Genomic DNA, 20,249 nt, shown 5'->3' on the forward strand with positions numbered 1-20,249 from the left:
GGGGAAGCGCCGGTCGGTCCGCTGCGTGTGGCCGCGGACTTCGGCGACGCGGAGTACACCGTCGCTCGAGGCGGCTGTTCTCTTCGAATGTGCCCGCGGTCCTGTTCCACAGGGTCGTTCCGACCGGCACGATGATGTCCTCGCGACCATGCCCGAACGCACATGGAGGCAGGGGATGCCCGTGGCTGTGCCCATCCGGCCCGGCGAGTGGCCCGCACGCAGTCTGCTGGGGGTGCTGTCGCCCCCGGCACGGCGAGACCTGCTCGAGCTGGGTACCGAGGTCCGGTGCGACGCGGGTGCCGTGCTGCTGAGGGAGGGAGACGACGAACAGCACGTGTATCTCCTGGTGTCCGGTTTCGCCAAGGTCACGGCGACCGTGGAGAACGGCGAGACCTCACTCCTCGCGGTCAGGGCCGGCGGGGACACGGTCGGCGAGATGGCGTCCATGAGCGGGGCCCCGCGCTCGGCCACGGTCACCGCCTGCGGTCCGCTGACCGCCCGCGTGTCACAGGGCGCCGATCTGCGGGAACTGCTGAAGCACCGCCCGGAGATCGCCATGGCCCTGACCGGCATGGTCGCCGACCGGTTGCGCTGGGCGAACCGGCGGCGGCTGGACTTCCGCGGCTATCCGGCAAAGGTGCGACTGGCCCGCCTGCTGGTGGAACTCGCCGGTTCCTACGGTTCGTCACGGGCGGACGGCGTGGTGATCGGCTGTCAGCTGACGCAGCCGGAGCTGGCCACGATGGTCGGCGCGGCCGAGACGACGATCCACAAGGTACTGCGTGACCTGCGCGACGAGGGACTGCTGGAGACCGGCTACCGCTCCACCACCATCCGGAACCTGCCCGAGCTGGAACGACTCGCGGACCTGGCCCACAGCAGGCGACGGCCGACCTGACGGACCGGCGGCATCCGGCCGATGATGTCAGACCAGGAGCGGCAGCAGGGTCACGCCCAGACCCGCGCTCGCGCCCATGACGGCCGTGCACACCACCGCCCCCGCCACCCAGCGGTACTTGCGCACCGCGACGCGGGCGAGAAACCGTACGGTGCGCGACAGCTCCCGGCGTTGTGCGGCCTCCTCGTCCGGCTGCGCGCCGTCGACGGGCGGCAGGATGTCGGGGCCCGACGCAAGGTGGGCGAAGCTGTACCGATTGACGTCCGGATCCCGCAGCACCCGGGGCATCAACGACGCCGCCAGGCTCACCACACCACCGATCAGGCCGCACAGGAACAGGGCCATCAGCACCCCGGCCAACGCTCCGGCCGCACCGCCCCGGTCCCAGAGGAGCACCGCCCGGTGACTCCACGTTCCCGCCGTACCGACCAGCGCCATCTGCGTGGCCGCCAGGATCCCGGACTTCGCGTCCGCGTGCTGGTGGGTCGTGTGCAGCGCGGTGAACATGTACTGCGCGGGGCGGCTTTCATCGGCCTGCCCGGTCGGTTCCATGGACCTCTCCTCCGGTCTGCGACGGTGTGTTCCGCCCAGTCCAGTAGGGCGCGGTCGTCACCACCGGACCAGTCACTTCGACGGGTTCTCGTGACTCGTCGGATCACCTCGGCCTCACGAGCGGTCCCAGCACCCGGCATTCCGTGAAAGTGCGCGGAACCTCGTCGAAGTACGGGATGTCCGGCGGGGCTCGGAGGTAGGACTTCATTGCCGGCGCCCGCAAGGGGGGGCGGGCGCCGGGCAGCACCGCGGCAACCTTCGTGCTTTTACGGGGGTTGGGTGAAGCGGCGGAATTTTCCCCGGAGTGCGTGTACCAAGAGGTGTCATGGCGAGGAGCGGCATGAACGGGACGTACGGTGCGGGAGCCTTCGGGCGCAGACTGCTGCTGGCCGTCGACGCGAAGGGATACGGCGGCGCCGACACGTCGACGCAGACCGAGTTCCAGGCGGCGATCAGGAGGTCGCTGGACGCGGCGGCCCACGCCGCCGGGCTGAGGCGTGAGAAGTGGACGACGCAGGAGGCCGGTGACTCGCTGTTCGCCGTCCTGCCCGAGGAGGACTCCGAGCCGGCCCTGGTCGACGGTTTCATGCGCAGCCTGGAAGCGGGCCTTCGGACCTTCAACCGAGGCCGGGAACAGGGCACAAGGCTGAGGCTCCGGGCCGCCGTCCACTTCGGTGAGACCTCGCCGGGCGCCAACGGCTTCGTCGGCAGCGCTCCGGTCGCGGTCGGCCGCATCCGCGACTGCGCGGCCCTGCGCGCCGCCCTCGATCAGGTGCCGGACGCCTGCTTGGCCGTCGGGCTGTCGGCGACGGTCTTCCACGACGTCGTGCAGGGGAAGGCGTACACCACCCTCGGCGAGAACGAGTTCCAGGAGGTGCCCGTCGAGGAGAAGGAGTACCGGGGGGCGGCCTGGGTCTGGCTGCCCGGCGTCGACGTGCGGTGGCTGGACCTGAGGTCCGCCGTCCCCGAGCCGGAGCGGCAGGAGGCGAACGTGGTGCGGGGCACCGTGAACGTGGACGCGGTGGAGGCCGCGCACGTGGCCGGCGTGAGGACGGGCCGGCTCGGCGGCACCGTCGAGGGCACCGTCACGGCCGGCCGGGTGGGGCCCGGCTCCACAGTGGTCGGGGTGGAACAGACGGCCGCCGGAGACATCAGGTGAACACCGGCCGACCCCGGCCGAGACCTGCCTTCGAGGACGTGGTCCGGGCCCGCACGGGGGCGGACTTCGTCGAGCGTACGTGGCTCCACGACGAGATCGAGCAGGCCCTGAAGACCGAGGAGGGCCAGTACGTCCTGGTCACGGGCGAGCCGGGAACGGGCAAGACCAGCCTGCTCGCCGGCATCGCGCGGGCCCACCCCGACCGGCTCCGCTACTTCTTCAGACGGGACAGCCGGACCGCCGTCACCGGCGGAGACACCGAGTCGTTCCTGCTGAGCATCGGGCACCAGCTCGCACGCGTGCGCCCGGAACTCTTCGAACTGGAACGCCTCTCGGTCGTCGTCCAGCAGCACATCGACTCCGTACGGGCCGGGGGCCGGGTCGTCGGCATCAGGATCGAGGACCTCAGGGTGTCGCCGTTCCACGCCACGGCCACCCTGGCCGTCGAACAGCGCGTCCGTGACGTGGAGGGCACGGTCGACGGCGTGGAGATCGGCACGGCGCACCTGGAACCCCGCCTCCTCGACCCCGACAACCTGGCCCACCTGGCGCTGATCGGGCCCGCGCGGGTGCTGGCCGAGCAGGACCCCGGGGCCAGGATCGTCATCCTGCTCGACGCGCTGGACGAGATCGCCGACGACCACACGGCCGAGCCGAGGAAAGGGCTCCTGCACTGGCTGACCCGTTCTCCCGAACTGCCCCCCAACGTCAAGGTGATCGTGACCTCCCGGCCGCACACAGGGCTGAGGCTGTTCCGGTCGGCCCGGGAGGAACGGCTCACCGACGTGGTCATCGACACCGGCTCACCCCACGTCGCGGGTGACCTCCACACCTACGCGGACCTCGTCCTGGAGCGGCCGGCCGTCCTCGCCGCCGAGCGGGCCAGGGGCAACCTGCCGGGCAGCACGAAGCGGCACGCCGTGCGCCGGGCCGCAGGCAACTTCCTCTACCTGGCCACCTACGCGCGGGCACTGATCGACGCCCTCGAGGAACAGGACGACGGCCTCGTCGACAGGCTGCTCGTGTTCAGCGGCGTACCGGGGCGGCTGCCGGGTCTGTACGGCTTCTTCGTGGAGCTCGTCCGCGAGGAACTCACGTCGGGGCCGGGGGGCGGCGCCAAAGGGCCGGTGGACGGCTGGGAGGGGGTGGGGCTGCCGGTCATCGGCGTGCTGACCGTGGCGAGGGAGGCGCTCACGGAGGAACAGCTCGCGGCCCTGTCCGGCATCCCGGTCCGAGGCGCACCCGGGCGGAAGGTCCTCGCGAGTCTGCGCTGGCTCCTGGACCACCGAAGCGACCGGATCGCCTTCTTCCACAGCTCCGTCAACGAATTCCTGATCGGAGCGGAAGCCCGGGAGAAGCACCCGGAGTGCTGGGTCGACGAGACCCGATGGCACGAACGGATCACCTGCCACTACCGGGGCACCGCGCCCACCTGGGCGGACGTGGACTGGTCCCGGACGGACCGCTACGGTCTCACCCACCTCGTCACCCACCTCCTGAAGTCCGGTCCCCACGTCACCGCCGAAGCCGCCGACATCGTCTGCGCCGGCCTGCGGCGGGCCGTCAGAGCCGAGTTCGGAGCCGGCCGCCGGTTCCTCGACATCGTCGACGGCGTCGCCCACCACCTGGCCGACACCGTCCCCGTGGCCGCCGGTCTCCCCGCGATGACGTACCTCGGCGTCGTACGCCACCAGGCGGCGCAGGCCAGCGGCGCGCTGCCGCCGCGTGTGATCGGGCTGCTCGCCCGGACGGGGCGCGTCAAGGACGCCCTGGAACACGCGAACGGCATCAGGCCGTCGCTGCGGCAGACCATGGCCTTCGTGGACATCCTGCGGTACGCGCCCCCCGGACCCGGCACCCCCTCGGCCGACGAACTGCTGGACAGACTCGTCGAGTCCGCGTTGTCGGTGCCGAGCACAGGCGTGGGCCACATGGGAGACAGCGGCGCGTGGAGGGCGATCGAGGTGGCCGCCCGCCTGCTGGCGCCCCACGACCTCGAACGCGCCCTGCGGCTCTGGCGCCACGGCCGGCGGACGGCGCCGCGATCGGGGGGTGCCGGGAAGGAGCCGGACGCCGTCTACCGCGCCGCCGCGATCGCCGCCGCCGAGCAGGACGTGGACAGGGCCCGGACACTCGTCGACTGCATCAGCGGTGAGCGCTGGGCGGATTACCTGGAGCTGGCCGGGCGCGCCGCTCCCGCACAGGCCGTCGAGCTGCTGTGGGAGGCCGAGACGGCCCTGGAGAGCACGGCCCCGGGAGTCCGCCTGCGGGGCCTGGCGAGGCTGGCGTCCGCCTGGGCGGCGTACGACCAGGACACCAGCCGGGCCGTCCTCGCCGAGGTGCGTGCCCAGGTGTTCGTGGCCGGGGCGGAGGGAGACCTCGCCTCCCACCTGGCCGACGCGGCCGGTGTGCTGGCGGACGTGGACCGGACCACGGCGCGCCTTCTGCTCGCCCGTATGGAGACGGTCCCGGGCCACGGCCTGCTCCCCGGCGTCGGACTGTGGACGCGTCTGGGGGCGCCCGAACGCGCACGGGCCCTTCTCGACCGCTACCCGTCAGCGGCCTCCGGCCCCTTGGAGAGGCTCGACGTCATGAAAGCCCTCGGAGAACCGAACCGGGCGGAGGAACTGCGGCTCGTCGAACGAGCCCACTCCGCCGTCCCAGGGCCGTCCGCCGACCCTCGGGCGAACGGGTTCCGCAGCATGCGGCGCGACGACGAACTGATCGCCGTCGTGCGGCGTATGGCCGCGTACAGCCTCACCAGGGCGGCGCAGATGGCCAGGGGGATCCAGCGGACCGACTGGAGCGACGACTGGAGTGACGACTGGAGCAGCACGTGGAGCGACCACCGGCCGCGGTCCCGTGACGCCGAGGACCCGACCGGGCGGGCGGCCCCGGCGGTCCACGGCCCCGACCGGTACTCGGTGCTCGCCTGCATCGCCCACCTCCATCTCGCACGGGGCCAGGGATCCCCGGCCGCCGCGATCCTGGACGAGGTTCTGCGGAGCGTGGAGGAGCCCGCCCCGCTGAGGGGCGGCGACGGGGTCGGCAAGAGCTTCGTGAGTGCCGTCAGCGAGTCGGGCGAGCCTCCCGCCAGGAACCAGGCCGAGGAGGCGAACCTCTTCGGATTCACAGCCTGGATGAATGCCGACCAGCATTGGGCCGCTCGTGTGCGCAACCACTTCTTCCGTACGCCGGCCGACGTGGTCCGCGCCGTCGAACGGAGCCCGTGCGGCACCCTGGCCGGAGTCGTACGCCGGTTCGTGGGAAGGCCGGCGCACCGGGACATCTCCCGGGCGGAAGCCGCCATTCGCTCGATCGCCGATCCCGCCGAACGCGCCATCGGTTTCGCCGAACTGCACCGGGCCGCCCACGGTCCCGACCACAGCGACTCGCATCACGGTCCCGACGCGGACGCCTTCTCCAAGGAGATCGACAGGGCGCTCGGGGAAATGCCCTCCTACCGGTGGACCATCGGCGTCGTCGACCGTCGGGCGGGGATCGACGAGACCTACGCGGCGGCGTACGTCCGTCCCGACCACCGCGTCCGCTTCGAACTGGCCGTACGCGCCCTGGGCTGCCGGGAACAGGACATGCGAGAACTGGAAGGGCTGGCCTACCTCGAACACGCCCATCTGCAATCGCTCCTCGCATGGGTCTCCGAGGTGCACGCCAACGACATGATCGCGGGCAAACCCCCTCACCCGGACTTCATGGGAATGCACCTGCGGAACCTCAGCGCCGCACAGGACCCGGCGGGGACCCAGGCACCGGCCAGGAGCGCGCTGGCCGCAGCCGCGTACCAGGAACACCGGATCGCCCGCGAGGTGCCCGGCCACCGCGCCGAACCGTCGCGCGTACGCTTCGAGGACCCCGTCTACGCCGCGGCCGTGGACCTCGTGACCCCGCAGCCCGGAGCACCTCTCAGCTCCGCGTTCACACGGCGGGTGCGGACGATGCTCGTCGACGGCCCGCTTCCCGCAGCCGCCGACCTGCTCGTCTTCGCGGCGGAGGTCAGACCGGAACACGAGCGCGAACTCCGCGAACTGGGTGAGGAGGTCGTCGCGACGGCCGGTGACGGTTCCGCGCTCGGTGTGGACGCACTGGCCACCTTGGCGGCCTCGCCGCTCCTCGGCGACCTGGTGGACCCGGTCGACCTCCTGCACGAGGCCGGCCGCTGCACCCTCGGCTGGCCGGGCGAAGGGTGGATCCCCGCCGACGCGGTGGTCCGCCTGTTCCCCGTCCTCCTGGAGCGCGCGCCGGGGGTCGCGCTGCGCAGGTTCTACGACGTCGCCTCGACGGACTGGTCCTTCGCCATGGCGCTGCTGGAACGCGCCCCGGACGCCGTGACCGGCGCACTGGGCACCGGGGCGGCGGCCACGCTCGGCTCGGCCGTCGCCCGTGGACTCGCCTGCACCTCCCCCACGGGTGCGGCGCCCGACGTCGTCGACGGCGTCCGGCTGGCGCGGCTCGCCACCACCGCCGGTGCGGGCCGTCCGGAGGGAGGGCGGCCATCGTGACGCGTCCGGTCGATCCCGAGGTGGAGAAGGCGCACACGGACGTCCTGAACCTGTTCCGCAGAAGCACCGCCGGGGAGCCGGCCGCGCACGCCTCGGTGTGCCGGGCGGCGAGGGACCGGCTCGCGGCGTTGCCGGTCCTCGACCCGGACGATCCGAGCACCTGGGCCGCGTACGCACTGGTCACGGCGGACGTGCAGACGCTGCTCGCCTATCTGCGCGAGACCGGCGTGCCGAGCAGCGAGCCGGAACGGTTCCGTTCCCTGGTGATCCGCGTCCTCCGCTACCTCTACAGGGCCGACCGGGCCGAGCCCGGCGCTCTCCTGGCGGAACTCGTCCGGAAGGACTGGGAGACGTCGATCGGGGAGTCGCACGACCACACACTCGTCGCCGCCGAACGCCTCGCCGCCTGCCTGCACGCACGCGGCGACTCCGAACAGGCCCGGCCGGTGTTCGAGAGAGTTCTCCGGCTGCGGTCGGAGAGACACGGCGAGGACCATCCCGGCACTCTTCTCGCGGCCTGCAACATGGGGGCGTGCCTCAACGAACTGCGGGACCACCGTGGCGCGTTCAGGCTGAACACCGACACCGTGCGGCGATGCGAGCGACGGCTCGGCAAGGACGACCCGACGACGATCCTGGCCACGGAGAACCTCGCGGGCAGCCTCTTCGGGCTCGGGGAACTGGGAATGGCGCTGACGCTGTACCGGGACGTCCAGCGGCGGCACGCAAGGGTGTCGGGGGAGAACTCCCTGGCCGCGCTCGAAGCGCAGGCGGGCATCGCCATCACCCTGCACGAGCTCGGCGACCACGAGGCGGCACGCGCCGTCAACGCCGCCCTGTTGCCGAGGATCGAGCGAGCGGCCGGAAAGGAGTACTCGGGCACCCGGAACACGCGGACGCGCCTGGAGAGGAACCTGCGCGCGCTCGGGCGTGACAAGGAAGCCGACGAAGTGCACGGAGGGATTCCGAACTTCCTGCCGCCCCCCTGAAGCGCCCGGAGGAGCACGCGGCCGGCCCGCCGGAGACCAGGCCTCCGGCAGACGGGCCCCCGCGGGCCGACCCCAGCGGGCCGTGACCGTGCCGGACACCCCGTGCGATCAGCCTCCCGCGCACCGGTCCGCCCACCCCGCATCCGGCCCCTTCGGGTGTCACTGTGGTCTGCTGCGAGTCACTGCGGTTGCTGTACTTCTGTGCCGCACGCCGGGCCCGAGGTGTGACCGTTCGTGGATGCGAAGTGCCGGAACGCTTCAGGCCTTCGGCTGGGTGAAGCGGATGCGGTTGCCGAAGGGGTCACGCAGACCGCAGTCGATCCCGTACGGACGCTCGGTGGGCTCCTCGGTGAACTCCACCCCCTTCTCGAGCAGCGTCTCGTAGGTCTTGCGGCAGTCGTGCCTGGTGCCTGAACCAGGCAACTGCCCGCCATCCGGACCGCTACGCACCGGGAGCCCGGTACTGGACTTGCCCGGCTTTGTGCAAGGCGTCCATGGTCTCGTCGATGGTCAGCAGAACGGTCGTCTCAAACGAGCTGAGTGCGCCGCCACCGCTGATCGCCAGGGCGACCGCGGCCATGGAGACGTTATTGGGGGCCTCCCACAGGTTGTAGCCGTCGCGTGTGCCGAACGCGTACCAGAAGCCGTGGAGCTTGCCGCCGACGGACTCGATGTACGACTGAGCGGCCTTTGCGCGGTCCTCGGGGTGGCCGATGAGTCTCTGCCAGGTCTCCGGCGTGTAGCTGAATCTTGATAGATAGAGCGGCATCATGTCTCCCTTTCGTCCCAGCAGGGATTCCCCGCGGGGTGGGGCATGCCGCCGAGGCCGCGCGCGTATCCCCCGAACAGCCGGAATGATGACCGGCATGGCCACTAGGTGAGTCAGTCGCGCCGCGCCCCTGGCACGCCGATATCGGATCCGAGATCGGTGGAGGCGGTCAACGAGTGGGCGGCGGCCCTGAGACCGTTTTCCCATCCCGGGAGTTCGTCCGCGCCCATCCATTCGCTGTGTTCCGCTGCGATGGAGAGGAACTGTGTCTCCTCCTGGGTGCGGGCTGCGATCGTCATCGACAGCCGGTCGACCACGTCCTTGGGGCTGAGCTCGGCATTCGCGAGACCGACCGCGAGGCTCACAAGGAGCCAGCGGCCGGCTGTCTCGTCGTCGGGAAGAGGTACGCCGAGTTCGTGCAGGGCCTGGACGTACAGTTCTCGGATCTCGGTCTCGTCGCTCCTGCGTGGCAGGCCGGCCAGTTCGCGCAGGGCGGGGGAATCACGCCCGTCGACGAGTGCATGCGCAGCAAGCATCGGGAGCTCCTCGAGTGGGAGTACCTCCGCCACATACCGCCAAGCGCTGCGCTGCAACCGATCCATGCACTCATCGTGAGAGCAACGAGACTTCCTGGCCACCCTGTTTGCTGACTTAGCATCGGCTCCTGTAGGGAGCGACTGCTTCGTCCCGAAGCAACTTGGGTGAGGGCTCCGCCTTGAGCTGGTGTGTCCCTTGCCTGCGCTGATGGTCCGCAGATGTCCGCGCTCGTCCGCCGTTGTACGTCGGCGTTGTCACGCAGTCGGACACTCACCGCCGTCGCGGGGGCGCGGGTCTGTACGTCTCAATGGGGCATGGTGTCAGCCTGACGTCCTGCAGATGATCGCTGTGGCGACGAAATCGGGCTCCGTGCTGGTGTAGGCGGTGAGGCTGCGCTTCGGGACGGCCGGCGGCTTCGGCGTCGGGCATCCCGAGGCGGAACTTGAGGACGAAGGCTCCGGCCGGGGGCCCGGCGTTGGTGCAATCCCATCGTTGATCGACTCTGTGAATGACCAACTGGCGACAACTAGCACGAGCCAACCGCCTACCAGCCACCCTTTCGTGCGCCTGTTCATCACGCCCCCGTCCGAAGCCCTACGGCAAGCAGCAAGTCTGCCAGCCGAACGACATCGCGCCTCACAGACCACCGCGTCAGGAGAGAGGCAAGGACGCCTTGCCGATGATCTGTGGCTTCTTTGGTCGAGCTAGCAGACTTGAAGGCAGCCTGAGGCACCGTGGTTGACCGGCGCTGACCCCTGCATCTTGCACGGCTGTGGCACGCGGCGACTATCTCTCGTGCTCCGGAAGGTTGAGACCGCTGAGCTTGTAACGTACCGAGACCTCATCGGCCTGTTGCTGGACCCGGTCCCGCAGTTGAGCCAAAGCCTCATTGAACCTGGTGTCGGATCCGGGGCCGAAACGTCTGCCGTTAGGGCCGCCCGCTTCGATGAAGTCCGTGAAGGCCTGACGCATGGCACGTAGCCAGATGCGCAGGTCGCTCCCTGGCTTTTTCAGCTGGGTCAGGTACTCGGACAATCGAATGCGGCACTCGGCGGCTGATGCGAGGCAGGCTGTGGCCTCGGCCTGCGGGCGTGCGTGCCCGATCGTCAACACGCGTTTATCAGCTAGGAAGTCCATGACCTCCTGTGCGATGGCCCTGTCCGACTTCGTGAACTCCCAGTTGACGCCAAAACCGAAGGCGCTGAACGCCGTTGGCCGGATGCCCATCCGTCCCCCTCCCGTTGATGGCGTATGTCTACCAACCTTGCGGTGCGGCACAACCATGATCATCACCCAAGACAACCAACATGAGCCGCTGCGGTGACCTGCTTGAGAACGGGGACCGGGGCGCTCGTGCTTCCAGCTTGGGAAGCTAAGGTGATCCACGCCCGGTTGCTGGGCTGACCTGCGGTGACGCGGTCTCGGCGCCTGCTTGGACACTGGACTGGTCCCCGGTGTTCCCGGCACGATCTGGCACGCATATGACACGCTCCTCCGCCCTGGTACTCCAGCCGTGGATCGTGATGTTGCTTCGGGTCCGGCGTGGAGACGGCTGCAGGCACCGGTGATCAGCGTGGTCTGTGACGAGTGCTGGAGATCTCACGGGTGTCGGTGGGCCGGGCCGAACCGATCCGGGGTCGTGGGCACCGGGCGGTGTGTGGAGAAGGCGTCGCAAACCGGCCGGTTGGTCGAGCCGAAGTAGGAGCGGGCTGCTCAGCGGCCGGCGCGATACGCCTCAAGACGGTCGGCCAGTTCCTTCGGGTGTCCGAGCATCGGGCAGTGATCGCCAGACATCTCGTCCGGTTCAAAACCGAGACGCCCGACGACGACCCGGCGCATGAACTCGGCCGGGAAGAAGCGGTCGTCGGCGGCCAGCAGGAACTTGGTCGGCACCTCCGGCCAGGAGGCCAGCGGCCAGGGCTTGCCGAACGGGGCAGGCGCCTGGTGCCGCTGGTGTCCTGCCACGAACTCGGCGGCCAGGGCAGCCGGGGTGTCGTGAAGTACGAGGGAGAACGCGTCCTCCTCCGTACCGTCCGCGATGCCTCGGCGCCGGTCGGCCTCCTGCCGTGCCGCCCCGTAACCGGTGTTGCCCCACCACTCGCCCGGCGACTCGCCCGGGGCCGGGATCTGGGCCTGGAGCATCACGAGCAGATCGGCCGGCAGCCGGTCGCACACCAGTGGGCCGGTGAACCCACCGAACGAGTGGGCGACGACGACCAGACCGGTGCGCCCGCCGATCGCCTCGACCACCGTGTCCGTGTACTCCGCAAGCCCGGCCGCCTCGTCATCGCACGGCAGATCCGGTGCCACCACGTCGTGGCCCCTGTCTCGCAATTCGGCGGAGAGCGGTCCCCAATACCAGGAGTCGACCGCCGCAGCGTGGATCAATACATAGGTCGCCATCAGACAGGATCCTCCTGCGTTGTCGATCTGTTCTTCCAGCCGGTGGCGGGAGAGCCGGGCTGTCGGACAACGGGTGCGGCCACCGCTGATCATCGGTGTGTGAAGACAGAAGACCCTGCGGTGGCCGCAGGTCACAGCGTAGTGCCTGCGCGCCGGCAGGCTATGTTCGAGGATCTGATGGGACGGATCGCGAGGGATTGGCCTGGTCGCCGTGTGCGTTCGCGGTGGAGCGTGCGAACACTCCGGGGACGACGCTCGTGGTCATGACCGACCAGCCGCATCCGAGCAACTGGATCGGTCGCGAGGCTGAGCCTGTACTGCCGTCCGGTGCCACCGCGGCTGTTCGGCATGCCCTGCGTGAGGGTTGGACTCCGACGGCTCCGGGCTCCACCGCTTCAGGAGGTCGATCTATGCCCGCCCCTGGGCTCGTCGTCGGCTGGTCGGACGGTCGCGCGGGGGCGCTGCTGTATGCCGCTGGCCTGGTGCTGGCGCCGGGTGAGTACTTCTGAGCATGGCCCATGTCCCATGCCCCCAGAGTGGAGCGCTGCTGCCACGGATTTTGGCGGCGAGAGCTCGTGGGCTGTCCGGGCACACGAACTGGCGCATCCCCTGCACGTGAACCTTCCTGGCCGCTTCGGACAACAGAGGGTGGAAATGCACTCCACTCCAACTGCACGAAGAAGTGAGGGCCTCGTGGGGGATCCACCCACCGACGACGCACTGGTCATCCAGGAATCCCTGGAGCGGCCGGAGATATTCGCCAGGCTTTACGACAGACACGCCGCCGAGATCCACCGGTATGTGATGCGCCGGCTGGGCGACAGCCACGCCGACGACATCACGGCGCAGACCTTCCTCATCGCCTTCCGCAACCGCGCCCGTTACGACGTCGCGCGCGCCAGTGCCCGGCCGTGGCTCTACGGCATCGCCAGCAACCTCATCGGCAGCCACCGCCGCTCCGAAGTGCGGGCGCTGCGGGCGCTGGCCCGTACCGGCGTCGACCCGGTGGCCGAGTCCTGGTCGGAACGGGCCGACGAGCGGGTGACGGCCGAGGCCTCGCAGCAGGCGCTGGCCGGGGCGATCGCGGCCTTGCCCGGGAAGGACCGGCATGTGCTGCTGCTGGTCGCCTGGGCGGACTTCACCTACCAGGAGTGTGCCGACGCCCTCGGGGTGCCGGTCGGTACGGTCCGCTCCCGGCTCAGCCGGGCGCGGCGCAAGATGCGTACGGCGCTCGGCGCCGACCCCACCCTAGTAAGCGACCACAACGGGGCGGTAACTCATGGATGACATGACCAGGATGCGCGAGTTGCGCGCCGATGCGCCGACGCCGGACCGGGTGCGGCTGGTTCCCGGCCGCCAGAAGCTGCTGGGAGCAGCGCAGCAGGGCGCTGCCCGCAGGATGCGGCTGGACTGGCGCGTGACGGCTGCGGGGGGCGCCGCGACGGTGATCACCATCGCGGTGCTGGTGACCATGCTCGTCGGTGACGATGGACCCGAGCGCGGCGTGCAGCCTGCCGGCCCCGACCTGACGTCCGCGACGGCGCTCCTGGAGCAGGCGGCGGAAGTGGTGTCGGAGCAGCCGGATCTGCATCCGCGTGACGGCCAGTGGGTCTACCTGAAGACCGCGCAGTGCCTGAACGGAGCGTCGGACGCGGCGCCCGATGCCAAGCCCGAGGTGAGCGAGGAGTGGGTCCAGTACGACAGCCCCGCGAGGGAGGACGACAAGGACGGCGACAACGAGCCCTCGCAGCGGCGGCTGTATCGCCTGCTCGCCTCGCTGCCGGATGACCCCGCCGAAATCCGGAAGCAGACGGTGGACATGTTCCCCATGGGCAAGGACTCCGGCTTGACGGGTGAGCAGATCGAGACCTTCGCGCTCCTGGCGACCCTCAACGAGGCCTATCCCGTGCATCCGCAGGGAATGGCCAAGCTGTACCGGGCCCTGGCCGCGGACCCCGGGATCGAGGTGGTCCCGCACCTGGTGAAGGACCCCCTGGGGCATGACGCCATCGCCATATACCCGGACCTGGGCAGCAAGGCCGTTCAGCGCCGGGAGTACCTCCTCGACCCCCACACCTTCCAGTACCGGGGGAGCCAGTCGGTTGTGGTGGACGACTACGACGAGAAGTACCCGGACGGCTGGTCGGCTGGGCGCTCGTACAAGAAGGGCGAGGTCACATTCTGCGAGATGAAGGTGACCCAGTCCCTCGTCGACCGGGACGGCGAGAAGCCCTGAACCGGCCGGGCGGAAGTGGCCCAGTGCGAGGGGGCTCCCTTCCGGCGCAGCACCTTCGGACGGAAGTGGCGGAAGGCCCGGGAGGCCGTCGGCATGCCGGAGGGCTTCCGGTTCTACGACCTGCGGCACACTGGGCACACCCTCTCCACCCGTTCCGGTGCCACCCTGAAGGACACGATGGTGCGCGCCGGGCAGTCGTCCAAGAAGGCCGCGCTGATCTATCAGCACTCCGACGAGGAGCGACAGGAGGAGGTCGCCGCCGGCCTCGACGTCACGGTCCGGACGGCCCGGGAAGAGGCTGCCCGGAAGGCCGCCGAGAAGCCTTCTGGCACGGATCTGGCACGCGATGAGTGATCACAGCGGACAGCAAAAGGGCCCAGGTCTCTGACCTGGGCCTTCTTCATGGAGCGGGTGACGAGAATCGAACTCGCGCTCTCAGCTTGGGAAGCTGCGATCGTTCGCGAACGGTTCGAGCGCTGAACTGGGCGAACGTACGGCCCTCGCTCCTTCTCGGCTCGACCGCCTTCACCGTGGTCCCCCGCTGTTCCCCGATCGATCTGGTGCGGTAGTGGTGCAGCGCTGCGGCGTCCAGGAAGTGACCGGTCGACCACGCTCACTTCCTGATCCCCTCCTTGGCCGGGATGCCCGGCTGCTAGCGTCCGGCACCATGTGGGCTCAAGAGATCGTGGCCGGCCGACCGGCTTGGCGGCACACCCCCTCCGGAGTGGTCTTCCGGGCCGTGCCCGGCGGGACGTTCCGGATGGGCTTGTCCGACGCGGAACTGGACGCGGTTCGCGCCATCGAGCAGGCCGACGGCGCCGATGACGACCTCGAAGCGTTCTTCGCCGGTGCAGACCAGACCCGCCCGGTGCGGGAAGTGCGGGTCGAGCCGTTCCTGATCGCCCGGCATCCGCTCACGGTGGCGCAAGTACGGCACTGGCTGCCCGAGTACGAGGACAGCTTCGCCGACTCGGATGCGAGCACGGCCCGACTCAAGGACGACTTGGACGACCTACTCAACGCGTTGCCGTTCCGGCTGCCCAGCGAGGCGGAGTGGGAGTACGCGGCCCGGGCCGGTACGACCACCCTGACCTTCCGCGGGGACGACAGGCCGGACGAGGACCAGGTGCTCGACGACTTCGCCGACGAGGAACGCACGGCAGCGGCCGAGAACGCCTTCGGGCTGGCGGCCATGGGCTCCTCGAACGAGATCTGCGCCGACGTGTGGATTCCGCACTTCACGGATGCCCCGATGGACGCACGCCCCCGCACCGGGGATGGGCCGCGGGTGGTGCGCGGGGGCGGTGGTGACCTCTCTCCGTGGCAGGGTTGCGACGAATGGCTGCTGCTGCTCTCCGCCGCCCGCTCCGAGTTCGACATGTTCACCGCGGTCCGCCCGGTCGCACCCGTGCCAACCAGTCAGGGGCATGCTGAGCAGGGAGTCAGCACGTAGACAAGACGTGTGCCCTGGGAACTCCGGCACAGCGGCAGGTCCCCTACCGACGGAAGAACCGCGGACAGGGGCCTGTGGGCGCCAGCTTATTTCTTCTTGCCCTGGGTATTGTCAGAGATCTTGCTGAGCTGGGTTTTTGCTGGCCAGAGGCGGTGGGCTCGGGCATCTGGTGGTCGCCTTTGGCTGCTGTCGAGTGGCCTCGGACGGTCCAGACAACGACCCATCGCCTCTTTCGTCGGCCTACGAGCTGATGGGCAACTCCCGTGCTCCCTGGCGTGCTTCGGCCCGTATCTCCTTCAGGCGGCTGGGCGTTGTGGCGGTTCTGGTCGAGATTCAGCGGGAGGTCGAGTTGGGAGATGAGCTGTGACTCCAGGTCCCACGGTTCGCTCTGCTCGATCCAGCACACTCGCGCGTTGTCCGCCATCCACTGGCTCAGGGTGGTTTCGCCGGCCTTGCCGGAGGTCATCCGCTTGCCGCTGCCCACGCGGCGCAGCTCAAGGCCGAGCAGACAGCCGAGGGTGAGCCGCAAGGTCGAGCCGGCCGCGTTGCCCCGGTAGTGGTAGCGCACCCGCTTGCGCAGGTTCTGGGTGCTGGCCCGGTTCGCCATGTACCACGGGGCTATACCGACGTATAGCAGGCGCCCGGCCTTCAGGTCGGGGTGGGGCGGCTGCTCGAAGTGCCACCCGTAGACCCCTGCCACTGCCGGGACAGGACTAGAACGAACCAAGCCCTCTTGCGCCGACCACAACCGATCGGGACTGACGAGAGCATTAGCTTCCACGGCCCCTCCAGGCGCGCGACGGCTGATTGTCGCAGGCTACTGGTCGCCGCTGACAAAACGTCCTTCGCCTGCGTAGCTGGGTGAGCGGTCCGGGTGCCGCCTTGTTGACCTCGGCGGCCTTCACCATGGTTCCCCGCTCGATCTGGTGCGCTTGTGGTGCGGGGCACGGATAGCCCGCGCTGACGACTATCGGGAGATCGGAATCTCGTAGACGATCTCGCAGAGTGCGGCGGGCACCACGATGTCCGCGGTCTCCACGGACTGCCCCTGGTCGCTGTAGTACGTCCGCCGGATGTGCGTGACGAGCGCGCCCTTCTGGACGCCCAGGAGTGAGGCCTCCTCGGCGGTCGCCTGCCGTGGCTCGGGCCGCTCCACGGCGTGGCTGACCGTGATGCCGATCTCCGCCATGCGGTTCACGACCCCTGCCCCTGCGTGCGGCCCTCCCTCGGGGAGGACGACGAGCGTGCCGGCGGTGAGGTCGTACGGCTCCCAGCTCGTCGACAGCTGAACCGGCCTGCCGTCGGCGAGGAACTCGTACGCGGTCCGGACGCACAGCTCGCCTTCGGCGATACCGAGACGCGCCGCGATCTCCGCCGGTGCCGGGACCTTGGCCTCGGTCCGGCTCTCCCAGTCGCCCTGCCTGCCCACGGCTTTCATGTCCGCGCGGAACGGGGAGCCGCTGGGCTGCTCGCGCGCCGACGACCGGACCATCCGTACACGCTTCCGTGGCTCGGCGACGTAGGTGCCGGAACCGGCGCGGCCTTCCAGCAGACCTTGGGAGATCAGCAACTCCTGTGCCCGGCGGACCACGTTGTCGCCGACGCCGTACTCCTGGCCGATCTGGGCGCGGGAGGGAAGTCGGTCCCCCGGCTCCCACTCGTGCTCCGCGATCCGCCGCCGTAGTTCGTCGGCGATGCGGAGATAGGGCGGCTGCTCAGGCATATGGAAAATCTAGTCCACTAGCTCTAATCTAGTTAACTAGCTTTACTCAAGGTGATCGCCGCTGACCGGAGGACTGCCCTGTGCCTGCTTCCACAGTGCGCGCGGAGGCCATCGCAGCCCGGTTATCGGCCGTCGGGCTCGCCACGCGCGTGGAGGAGCGCGACGACTGCACGGCCATCGAGGCGGAGGTGCCGGAACCACTCTCCGCCGGGTCATGGCGGGAGGTCCTGGAAGCGGTGGCCGATGCCGACCGCTTCGGACTCCTCGCCACCAGTTCGAACGACCGCACCCTCTGGGCGGTCGTACGCAAAAGGTCCCCGCGACGGGCGATGTCGGGGGACCGGGCCATCAGCGACAGGAGCTGAACAGCGTGCTCAATCGTATCCGTCGTACCGTCTCGAACCTCAGGGAGCGGTACCTCTACAAGGGCCGGCATCGCCGCCCTGCCACGCCTGTGCGGCCGGTGGCCGTTTCCCCGGAAGTCGCTTACGGGGCGGTGCTGCTCCTGCGCCGGCACCGCGAGCACACGGGCGTTCTCGTGGGCGAGGAGACGGCGCTCGTCCGCCCGTACGTACTGGCCAGCGAGGCGCGCGCACGGCACCGCTCGGCGGTCGTGAGCTGCGCTCCGCTCGCCGGTCCTCGGTACGCCTCGGCGGGTGACCGCTGATGCCTTCCCGCCAACAGCCCCACACCGCCCGGACAGGGCCCGATTCCTTCCGGTCGACCTCCTGCCGGATCGGTACGCACCACGCCTGTGCGGAGTCGTCCCCGGCCACCGCCCCGGTCGACGTGCCGGTGATCTACGAAGCCTGCGCCTGCTCGTGCCACACCACCGCCAATTGCCCGGCACCGCCGGAGGCGGCACGGTGAGGGGAGCGGCACTCAGCGGCGCGGTGCTCTCCCCTGTCGAGATCACCTCGGCCAGCGTGCAGCGCGGCGACATCATCCAGGTCGGGGGCCAGCACTGCCGGGTGACTGACCTCTTCCAGCTGCCCGGCGGAGCCAAACGACTCGTCTTCGACTCGGGTGAGTTGCTGACCATCCACACGGGGACCCGGCTCGTCGCCCTGCGGCTCGTGCGAGTGTGAGGCGGTGATCCCGCCCGTGCCCTCGCGACGCGACGCCATCGCCGATGACCTCCGGGACCGGATCGTCACTGGTCGGCTCAAGCCTGGCGACCGCCTGCCTTCTGAGGCACATCTGGCCGCGCAGTACATGGTGAGCACGCCGACGCTGCGGAATGCCCTCGCAGTACTCCAGGCGGAAGGCCTCGTCGAGAAGGTCCACGGCAAAGGGAACTTCGTTCGCCGCCCGTTCCGCAAAATCACGTACGTGGGAGGAGGCCGAACCTCCGGTACACACATCGCGGACCTCGCACCTCTGAGCGTCACCGTCCGCACCTCCGGGGTTCGGGCCCACGGGCACCTGACGACCCTGCTGAAGATGCCGACCGGCAGCCCTCTGACCGAAATCCTCTGTCTCGGCCATGAGGACGAGCGGCCCCACAGCCTGGCTCGCATCTACGCCCCTTGCGACCTGGCGCCGGCCGCCGTGCTCCGCGAGTCGCTCCCGTACGAGGCGGTGGTGACGCGACTGATGGAACTCCGCCCGCCGCTGGCTGAAGTCCGGGAGGAGATCAGCGTCCGCCTCCCCACACCGGAGGAGGCATCCACCCTTCGGATCAGCTCGGCCCTGACCGTTCTCGCCGTCACCCGCCAGACGGCCGATACCGCTGGACGTGTGGTCGAGGCGGCTCTCCTGGTGCTGCCGGGAGACCGCGCCGACGCGGTGTTCACCACTCACCACGTGATCGATGAGAGGGCGGCGGAAGGATGACGATGTCGAACGAACTACGGCTCCTCCCCTGGACGGGGCCCGAGGGCAAGCCGTGCTTCCTCAGGACTGATGACAATGGCGGCCACATGTCCCGCCTGGCCGACAACCTCGAGTCAGTACAACTCGGCATGGCGACCGAACTCCTGGACCAGGCGTTGGACATGCTCGCCGAGGCCGATACGGACCCGGACGACCTGCGACTCCTGACGAAGGACCTGACTGGAGCTCTGCGGGACACGCTCCGCGTTGCGACCAGCCGCGGTCACCGCCTGGATAGCCGGTCTGGCTGACCACCGGAACTGAAGAAGCCCACGGCTCTGACCAGATCAGATGCCGTGGGCTTCTGTCGTTGCTGGTCGACGTCGGCTGGCTTTGGACGGCCCGGGACGGCCCGGCTTTGCGCGCCCTACCAGCCTAGGAGAGACGACCTCTTCGTCCCGAAGCAACTTGGGTAGGCGTCTGCAGCGCCATGATCACCCAGGAGTTCCAGTGGTCCCGCACTACGAGCTCGTGACTTGATCTTGTTGCAGTGCCCTGGTCCGGCGTGACCGACCTCAGGTCGGTGTGCCTCTCGCCTGCTCCGATGGTCCGCAGGTGTCCGCACTTGTCCGCCGCTGTCCGTTGGCGTTGTCACGCAGTTAGACACGCACCCGGTGGGGACTGCGTCACGCCTCTCCAGGCGGGATAAGGCGATCGGCGCTCTCGGCGTCGTCTACGTGCCCGTGCGCGTCGACGGTAATCGGGGTGGCGCATCCCTTGGCGGTGATCAGCCATGCGAGCACCTGCTCGGTCAGTGGCCCGTTATCCGGTCCCTCGTCCTTCCAGAACGCGCGCCAGCCCCCTCCGGGTATGGCGGCCACTACCTGGTCGGCTCGCTCCAAGTGGGAGAAGTCTGGGTAGTCCGTTACCGGGCGGCGGGTACCGCGCTGGGGATCGACCACAAGGGCAACGCCTGACGCCTCGTCCCAGGCGTCCACGTGCACGGTCCGACCGATCATCGTCTCCGTGCCGGTGAAGATCGCGAGCCAACCTGTCCCGTTGAAGTAACGCATGCGGTCATCGTCTATGACGCGGCCAGCCTGACCGACCCCGACTTCGTTGCCCCGGTGAGACCTCAGCTTGGGAAGCTTGGAGATGTGCGGCCCTGCGGTCAAGCCGCCACCAGTTCTCAACG

The 20,249-nt window shown here is 69.5% G+C and carries 19 protein-coding genes and 3 pseudogenes; 13 read left to right on the forward strand and 9 right to left on the reverse strand.

The features are described 5' to 3' along the window. The first annotated feature begins 181 nt into the window (after positions 1 to 181). Positions 182 to 898 (forward strand): Crp/Fnr family transcriptional regulator, encoded by a 717-nt coding sequence (locus F1615_RS07430; RefSeq protein WP_244328662.1) that lies wholly within the window; start codon positions 182 to 184, stop codon positions 896 to 898. A 27-nt stretch (positions 899 to 925) separates the two neighbouring features. Here the strand turns inward: F1615_RS07430 and F1615_RS07435 are convergent, their stop codons facing one another. Next, positions 926 to 1,450, reverse strand: coding sequence for a Pycsar system effector family protein (locus F1615_RS07435; protein WP_149548063.1), 525 nt, complete (start codon positions 1,448 to 1,450; stop codon positions 926 to 928). Between the two features lie 340 nt (positions 1,451 to 1,790). Between F1615_RS07435 and F1615_RS07440 the strand changes: the two genes are divergently transcribed. The 3 genes from F1615_RS07440 to F1615_RS07450 are packed head-to-tail and all read left to right on the forward strand — an operon-like array spanning position 1,791 to position 8,118. Continuing rightward, positions 1,791 to 2,609: a hypothetical protein gene (locus tag F1615_RS07440; RefSeq protein ID WP_149548064.1), complete on the forward strand. Its 819-nt coding sequence runs from the start codon at positions 1,791 to 1,793 to the stop codon at positions 2,607 to 2,609. Next, on the forward strand, positions 2,606 to 7,129 hold the full coding sequence (locus tag F1615_RS07445) for a hypothetical protein (RefSeq protein ID WP_149548065.1): 4,524 nt from the start codon (positions 2,606 to 2,608) through the stop codon (positions 7,127 to 7,129). Before F1615_RS07440 ends, F1615_RS07445 begins: the two co-directional genes overlap by 4 nt. Then, on the forward strand, positions 7,126 to 8,118 hold the full coding sequence (locus F1615_RS07450; RefSeq protein WP_149548066.1) for a tetratricopeptide repeat protein: 993 nt from the start codon (positions 7,126 to 7,128) through the stop codon (positions 8,116 to 8,118). Before F1615_RS07445 ends, F1615_RS07450 begins: the two co-directional genes overlap by 4 nt. A 258-nt stretch (positions 8,119 to 8,376) precedes the next feature. Here F1615_RS07450 and F1615_RS07455 read toward each other — a convergent pair. The 5 genes and pseudogenes from F1615_RS07455 to F1615_RS07475 all read right to left on the reverse strand — a co-directional run. After that, a pseudogene (locus F1615_RS07455) lies at positions 8,377 to 8,526 on the reverse strand (VOC family protein); the annotation flags it as partial. Positions 8,527 to 8,560: 34 nt separating this feature from the next. Then, a complete protein-coding gene (locus tag F1615_RS07460) occupies positions 8,561 to 8,887 on the reverse strand; it encodes a GYD domain-containing protein (protein ID WP_142163020.1) in 327 nt (108 codons plus the stop codon). 113 nt (positions 8,888 to 9,000) lie between these two features. After that, positions 9,001 to 9,423 (reverse strand): hypothetical protein, encoded by a 423-nt coding sequence (locus tag F1615_RS07465; RefSeq protein ID WP_149548067.1) that lies wholly within the window; start codon positions 9,421 to 9,423, stop codon positions 9,001 to 9,003. A gap of 787 nt (positions 9,424 to 10,210) precedes the next feature. After that, a complete protein-coding gene (locus F1615_RS07470) occupies positions 10,211 to 10,651 on the reverse strand; it encodes a DUF6650 family protein (protein ID WP_149548068.1) in 441 nt (146 codons plus the stop codon). Between the two features lie 486 nt (positions 10,652 to 11,137). Next, entirely contained in the window at positions 11,138 to 11,827 is a 690-nt protein-coding gene (locus tag F1615_RS07475) for an alpha/beta hydrolase (protein ID WP_149548069.1), read from the reverse strand. A gap of 693 nt (positions 11,828 to 12,520) precedes the next feature. On the opposite strand from F1615_RS07475, the gene F1615_RS07490 reads away from it, so the two are divergent. From F1615_RS07490 to F1615_RS07505, 4 genes and pseudogenes are all read left to right on the forward strand, one after another. Further along, a complete protein-coding gene (locus F1615_RS07490) occupies positions 12,521 to 13,114 on the forward strand; it encodes an RNA polymerase sigma factor (protein WP_149548072.1) in 594 nt (197 codons plus the stop codon). Position 13,115: 1 nt separating this feature from the next. Further along, positions 13,116 to 14,063: a CU044_5270 family protein gene (locus F1615_RS07495; protein ID WP_244328664.1), complete on the forward strand. Its 948-nt coding sequence runs from the start codon at positions 13,116 to 13,118 to the stop codon at positions 14,061 to 14,063. A gap of 27 nt (positions 14,064 to 14,090) precedes the next feature. After that, positions 14,091 to 14,417, forward strand: a pseudogene (locus F1615_RS07500) (tyrosine-type recombinase/integrase); the annotation flags it as partial. A 313-nt stretch (positions 14,418 to 14,730) separates the two neighbouring features. Further along, a complete protein-coding gene (locus F1615_RS07505) occupies positions 14,731 to 15,516 on the forward strand; it encodes a formylglycine-generating enzyme family protein (protein WP_149548074.1) in 786 nt (261 codons plus the stop codon). Positions 15,517 to 15,559: 43 nt separating this feature from the next. Here F1615_RS07505 and F1615_RS07510 read toward each other — a convergent pair whose 3' ends face one another. Then, the gene (locus F1615_RS07510) at positions 15,560 to 16,123 is read right to left on the reverse strand and encodes a GIY-YIG nuclease family protein (protein WP_244328665.1); all 564 of its coding nucleotides are present in this window, start codon (positions 16,121 to 16,123) and stop codon (positions 15,560 to 15,562) included. 360 nt (positions 16,124 to 16,483) lie between these two features. Then, positions 16,484 to 17,239, reverse strand: coding sequence for a GntR family transcriptional regulator (locus F1615_RS07515; protein WP_149548075.1), 756 nt, complete (start codon positions 17,237 to 17,239; stop codon positions 16,484 to 16,486). A gap of 80 nt (positions 17,240 to 17,319) precedes the next feature. Between F1615_RS07515 and F1615_RS07520 the strand changes: the two are divergent. From F1615_RS07520 to F1615_RS07545, 5 genes and pseudogenes are all read left to right on the forward strand, one after another. Beyond that, positions 17,320 to 17,594, forward strand: a pseudogene (locus tag F1615_RS07520) (hypothetical protein); the annotation flags it as partial. A gap of 15 nt (positions 17,595 to 17,609) precedes the next feature. Next, complete coding sequence (locus F1615_RS07525; RefSeq protein ID WP_149548077.1) at positions 17,610 to 17,906, forward strand: hypothetical protein; 297 nt, start codon at positions 17,610 to 17,612, stop codon at positions 17,904 to 17,906. Between the two features lie 172 nt (positions 17,907 to 18,078). Next, positions 18,079 to 18,327, forward strand: a complete 249-nt coding sequence (locus F1615_RS07535) for a hypothetical protein (RefSeq protein WP_341873417.1) — start codon at positions 18,079 to 18,081, stop codon at positions 18,325 to 18,327. A gap of 4 nt (positions 18,328 to 18,331) precedes the next feature. Then, positions 18,332 to 19,075, forward strand: coding sequence for a GntR family transcriptional regulator (locus F1615_RS07540; RefSeq protein ID WP_167533686.1), 744 nt, complete (start codon positions 18,332 to 18,334; stop codon positions 19,073 to 19,075). Then, positions 19,072 to 19,365, forward strand: coding sequence for a hypothetical protein (locus F1615_RS07545; protein ID WP_149548080.1), 294 nt, complete (start codon positions 19,072 to 19,074; stop codon positions 19,363 to 19,365). Before F1615_RS07540 ends, F1615_RS07545 begins: the two co-directional genes overlap by 4 nt. Positions 19,366 to 19,740: 375 nt before the next feature. On the opposite strand, the gene F1615_RS07550 is transcribed toward F1615_RS07545, so the two are convergent. Continuing rightward, positions 19,741 to 20,127, reverse strand: coding sequence for a hypothetical protein (locus F1615_RS07550; protein WP_149548081.1), 387 nt, complete (start codon positions 20,125 to 20,127; stop codon positions 19,741 to 19,743). Between the last annotated feature and the right edge of the window lie 122 nt (positions 20,128 to 20,249).

The sequence above is a fragment of the Streptomyces marokkonensis genome, from assembly GCF_008312835.1.
In the GTDB taxonomy this organism is placed as follows: domain Bacteria; phylum Actinomycetota; class Actinomycetes; order Streptomycetales; family Streptomycetaceae; genus Streptomyces; species Streptomyces marokkonensis_A.

What these genes read in the sequence shown, in the direction of transcription:
- F1615_RS07435 (WP_149548063.1), bottom strand. Translation starts at nt 1,450, where the DNA reads ATGGAACCGACCGGGCAGGCCGATGAAAGCCGCCCCGCGCAGTACATG.
- F1615_RS07440 (WP_149548064.1), top strand. Translation starts at nt 1,791, where the DNA reads ATGAACGGGACGTACGGTGCGGGAGCCTTCGGGCGCAGACTGCTGCTG.
- F1615_RS07460 (WP_142163020.1), bottom strand. Translation starts at nt 8,887, where the DNA reads ATGCCGCTCTATCTATCAAGATTCAGCTACACGCCGGAGACCTGGCAG.
- F1615_RS07465 (WP_149548067.1), bottom strand. Translation starts at nt 9,423, where the DNA reads ATGCTTGCTGCGCATGCACTCGTCGACGGGCGTGATTCCCCCGCCCTG.
- F1615_RS07470 (WP_149548068.1), bottom strand. Translation starts at nt 10,651, where the DNA reads ATGGGCATCCGGCCAACGGCGTTCAGCGCCTTCGGTTTTGGCGTCAAC.
- F1615_RS07475 (WP_149548069.1), bottom strand. Translation starts at nt 11,827, where the DNA reads ATGGCGACCTATGTATTGATCCACGCTGCGGCGGTCGACTCCTGGTAT.
- F1615_RS07495 (WP_244328664.1), top strand. Translation starts at nt 13,116, where the DNA reads ATGACCAGGATGCGCGAGTTGCGCGCCGATGCGCCGACGCCGGACCGG.
- F1615_RS07505 (WP_149548074.1), top strand. Translation starts at nt 14,731, where the DNA reads ATGTGGGCTCAAGAGATCGTGGCCGGCCGACCGGCTTGGCGGCACACC.
- F1615_RS07510 (WP_244328665.1), bottom strand. Translation starts at nt 16,123, where the DNA reads ATGGCGAACCGGGCCAGCACCCAGAACCTGCGCAAGCGGGTGCGCTAC.
- F1615_RS07515 (WP_149548075.1), bottom strand. Translation starts at nt 17,239, where the DNA reads ATGCCTGAGCAGCCGCCCTATCTCCGCATCGCCGACGAACTACGGCGG.
- F1615_RS07545 (WP_149548080.1), top strand. Translation starts at nt 19,072, where the DNA reads ATGACGATGTCGAACGAACTACGGCTCCTCCCCTGGACGGGGCCCGAG.
- F1615_RS07550 (WP_149548081.1), bottom strand. Translation starts at nt 20,127, where the DNA reads ATGCGTTACTTCAACGGGACAGGTTGGCTCGCGATCTTCACCGGCACG.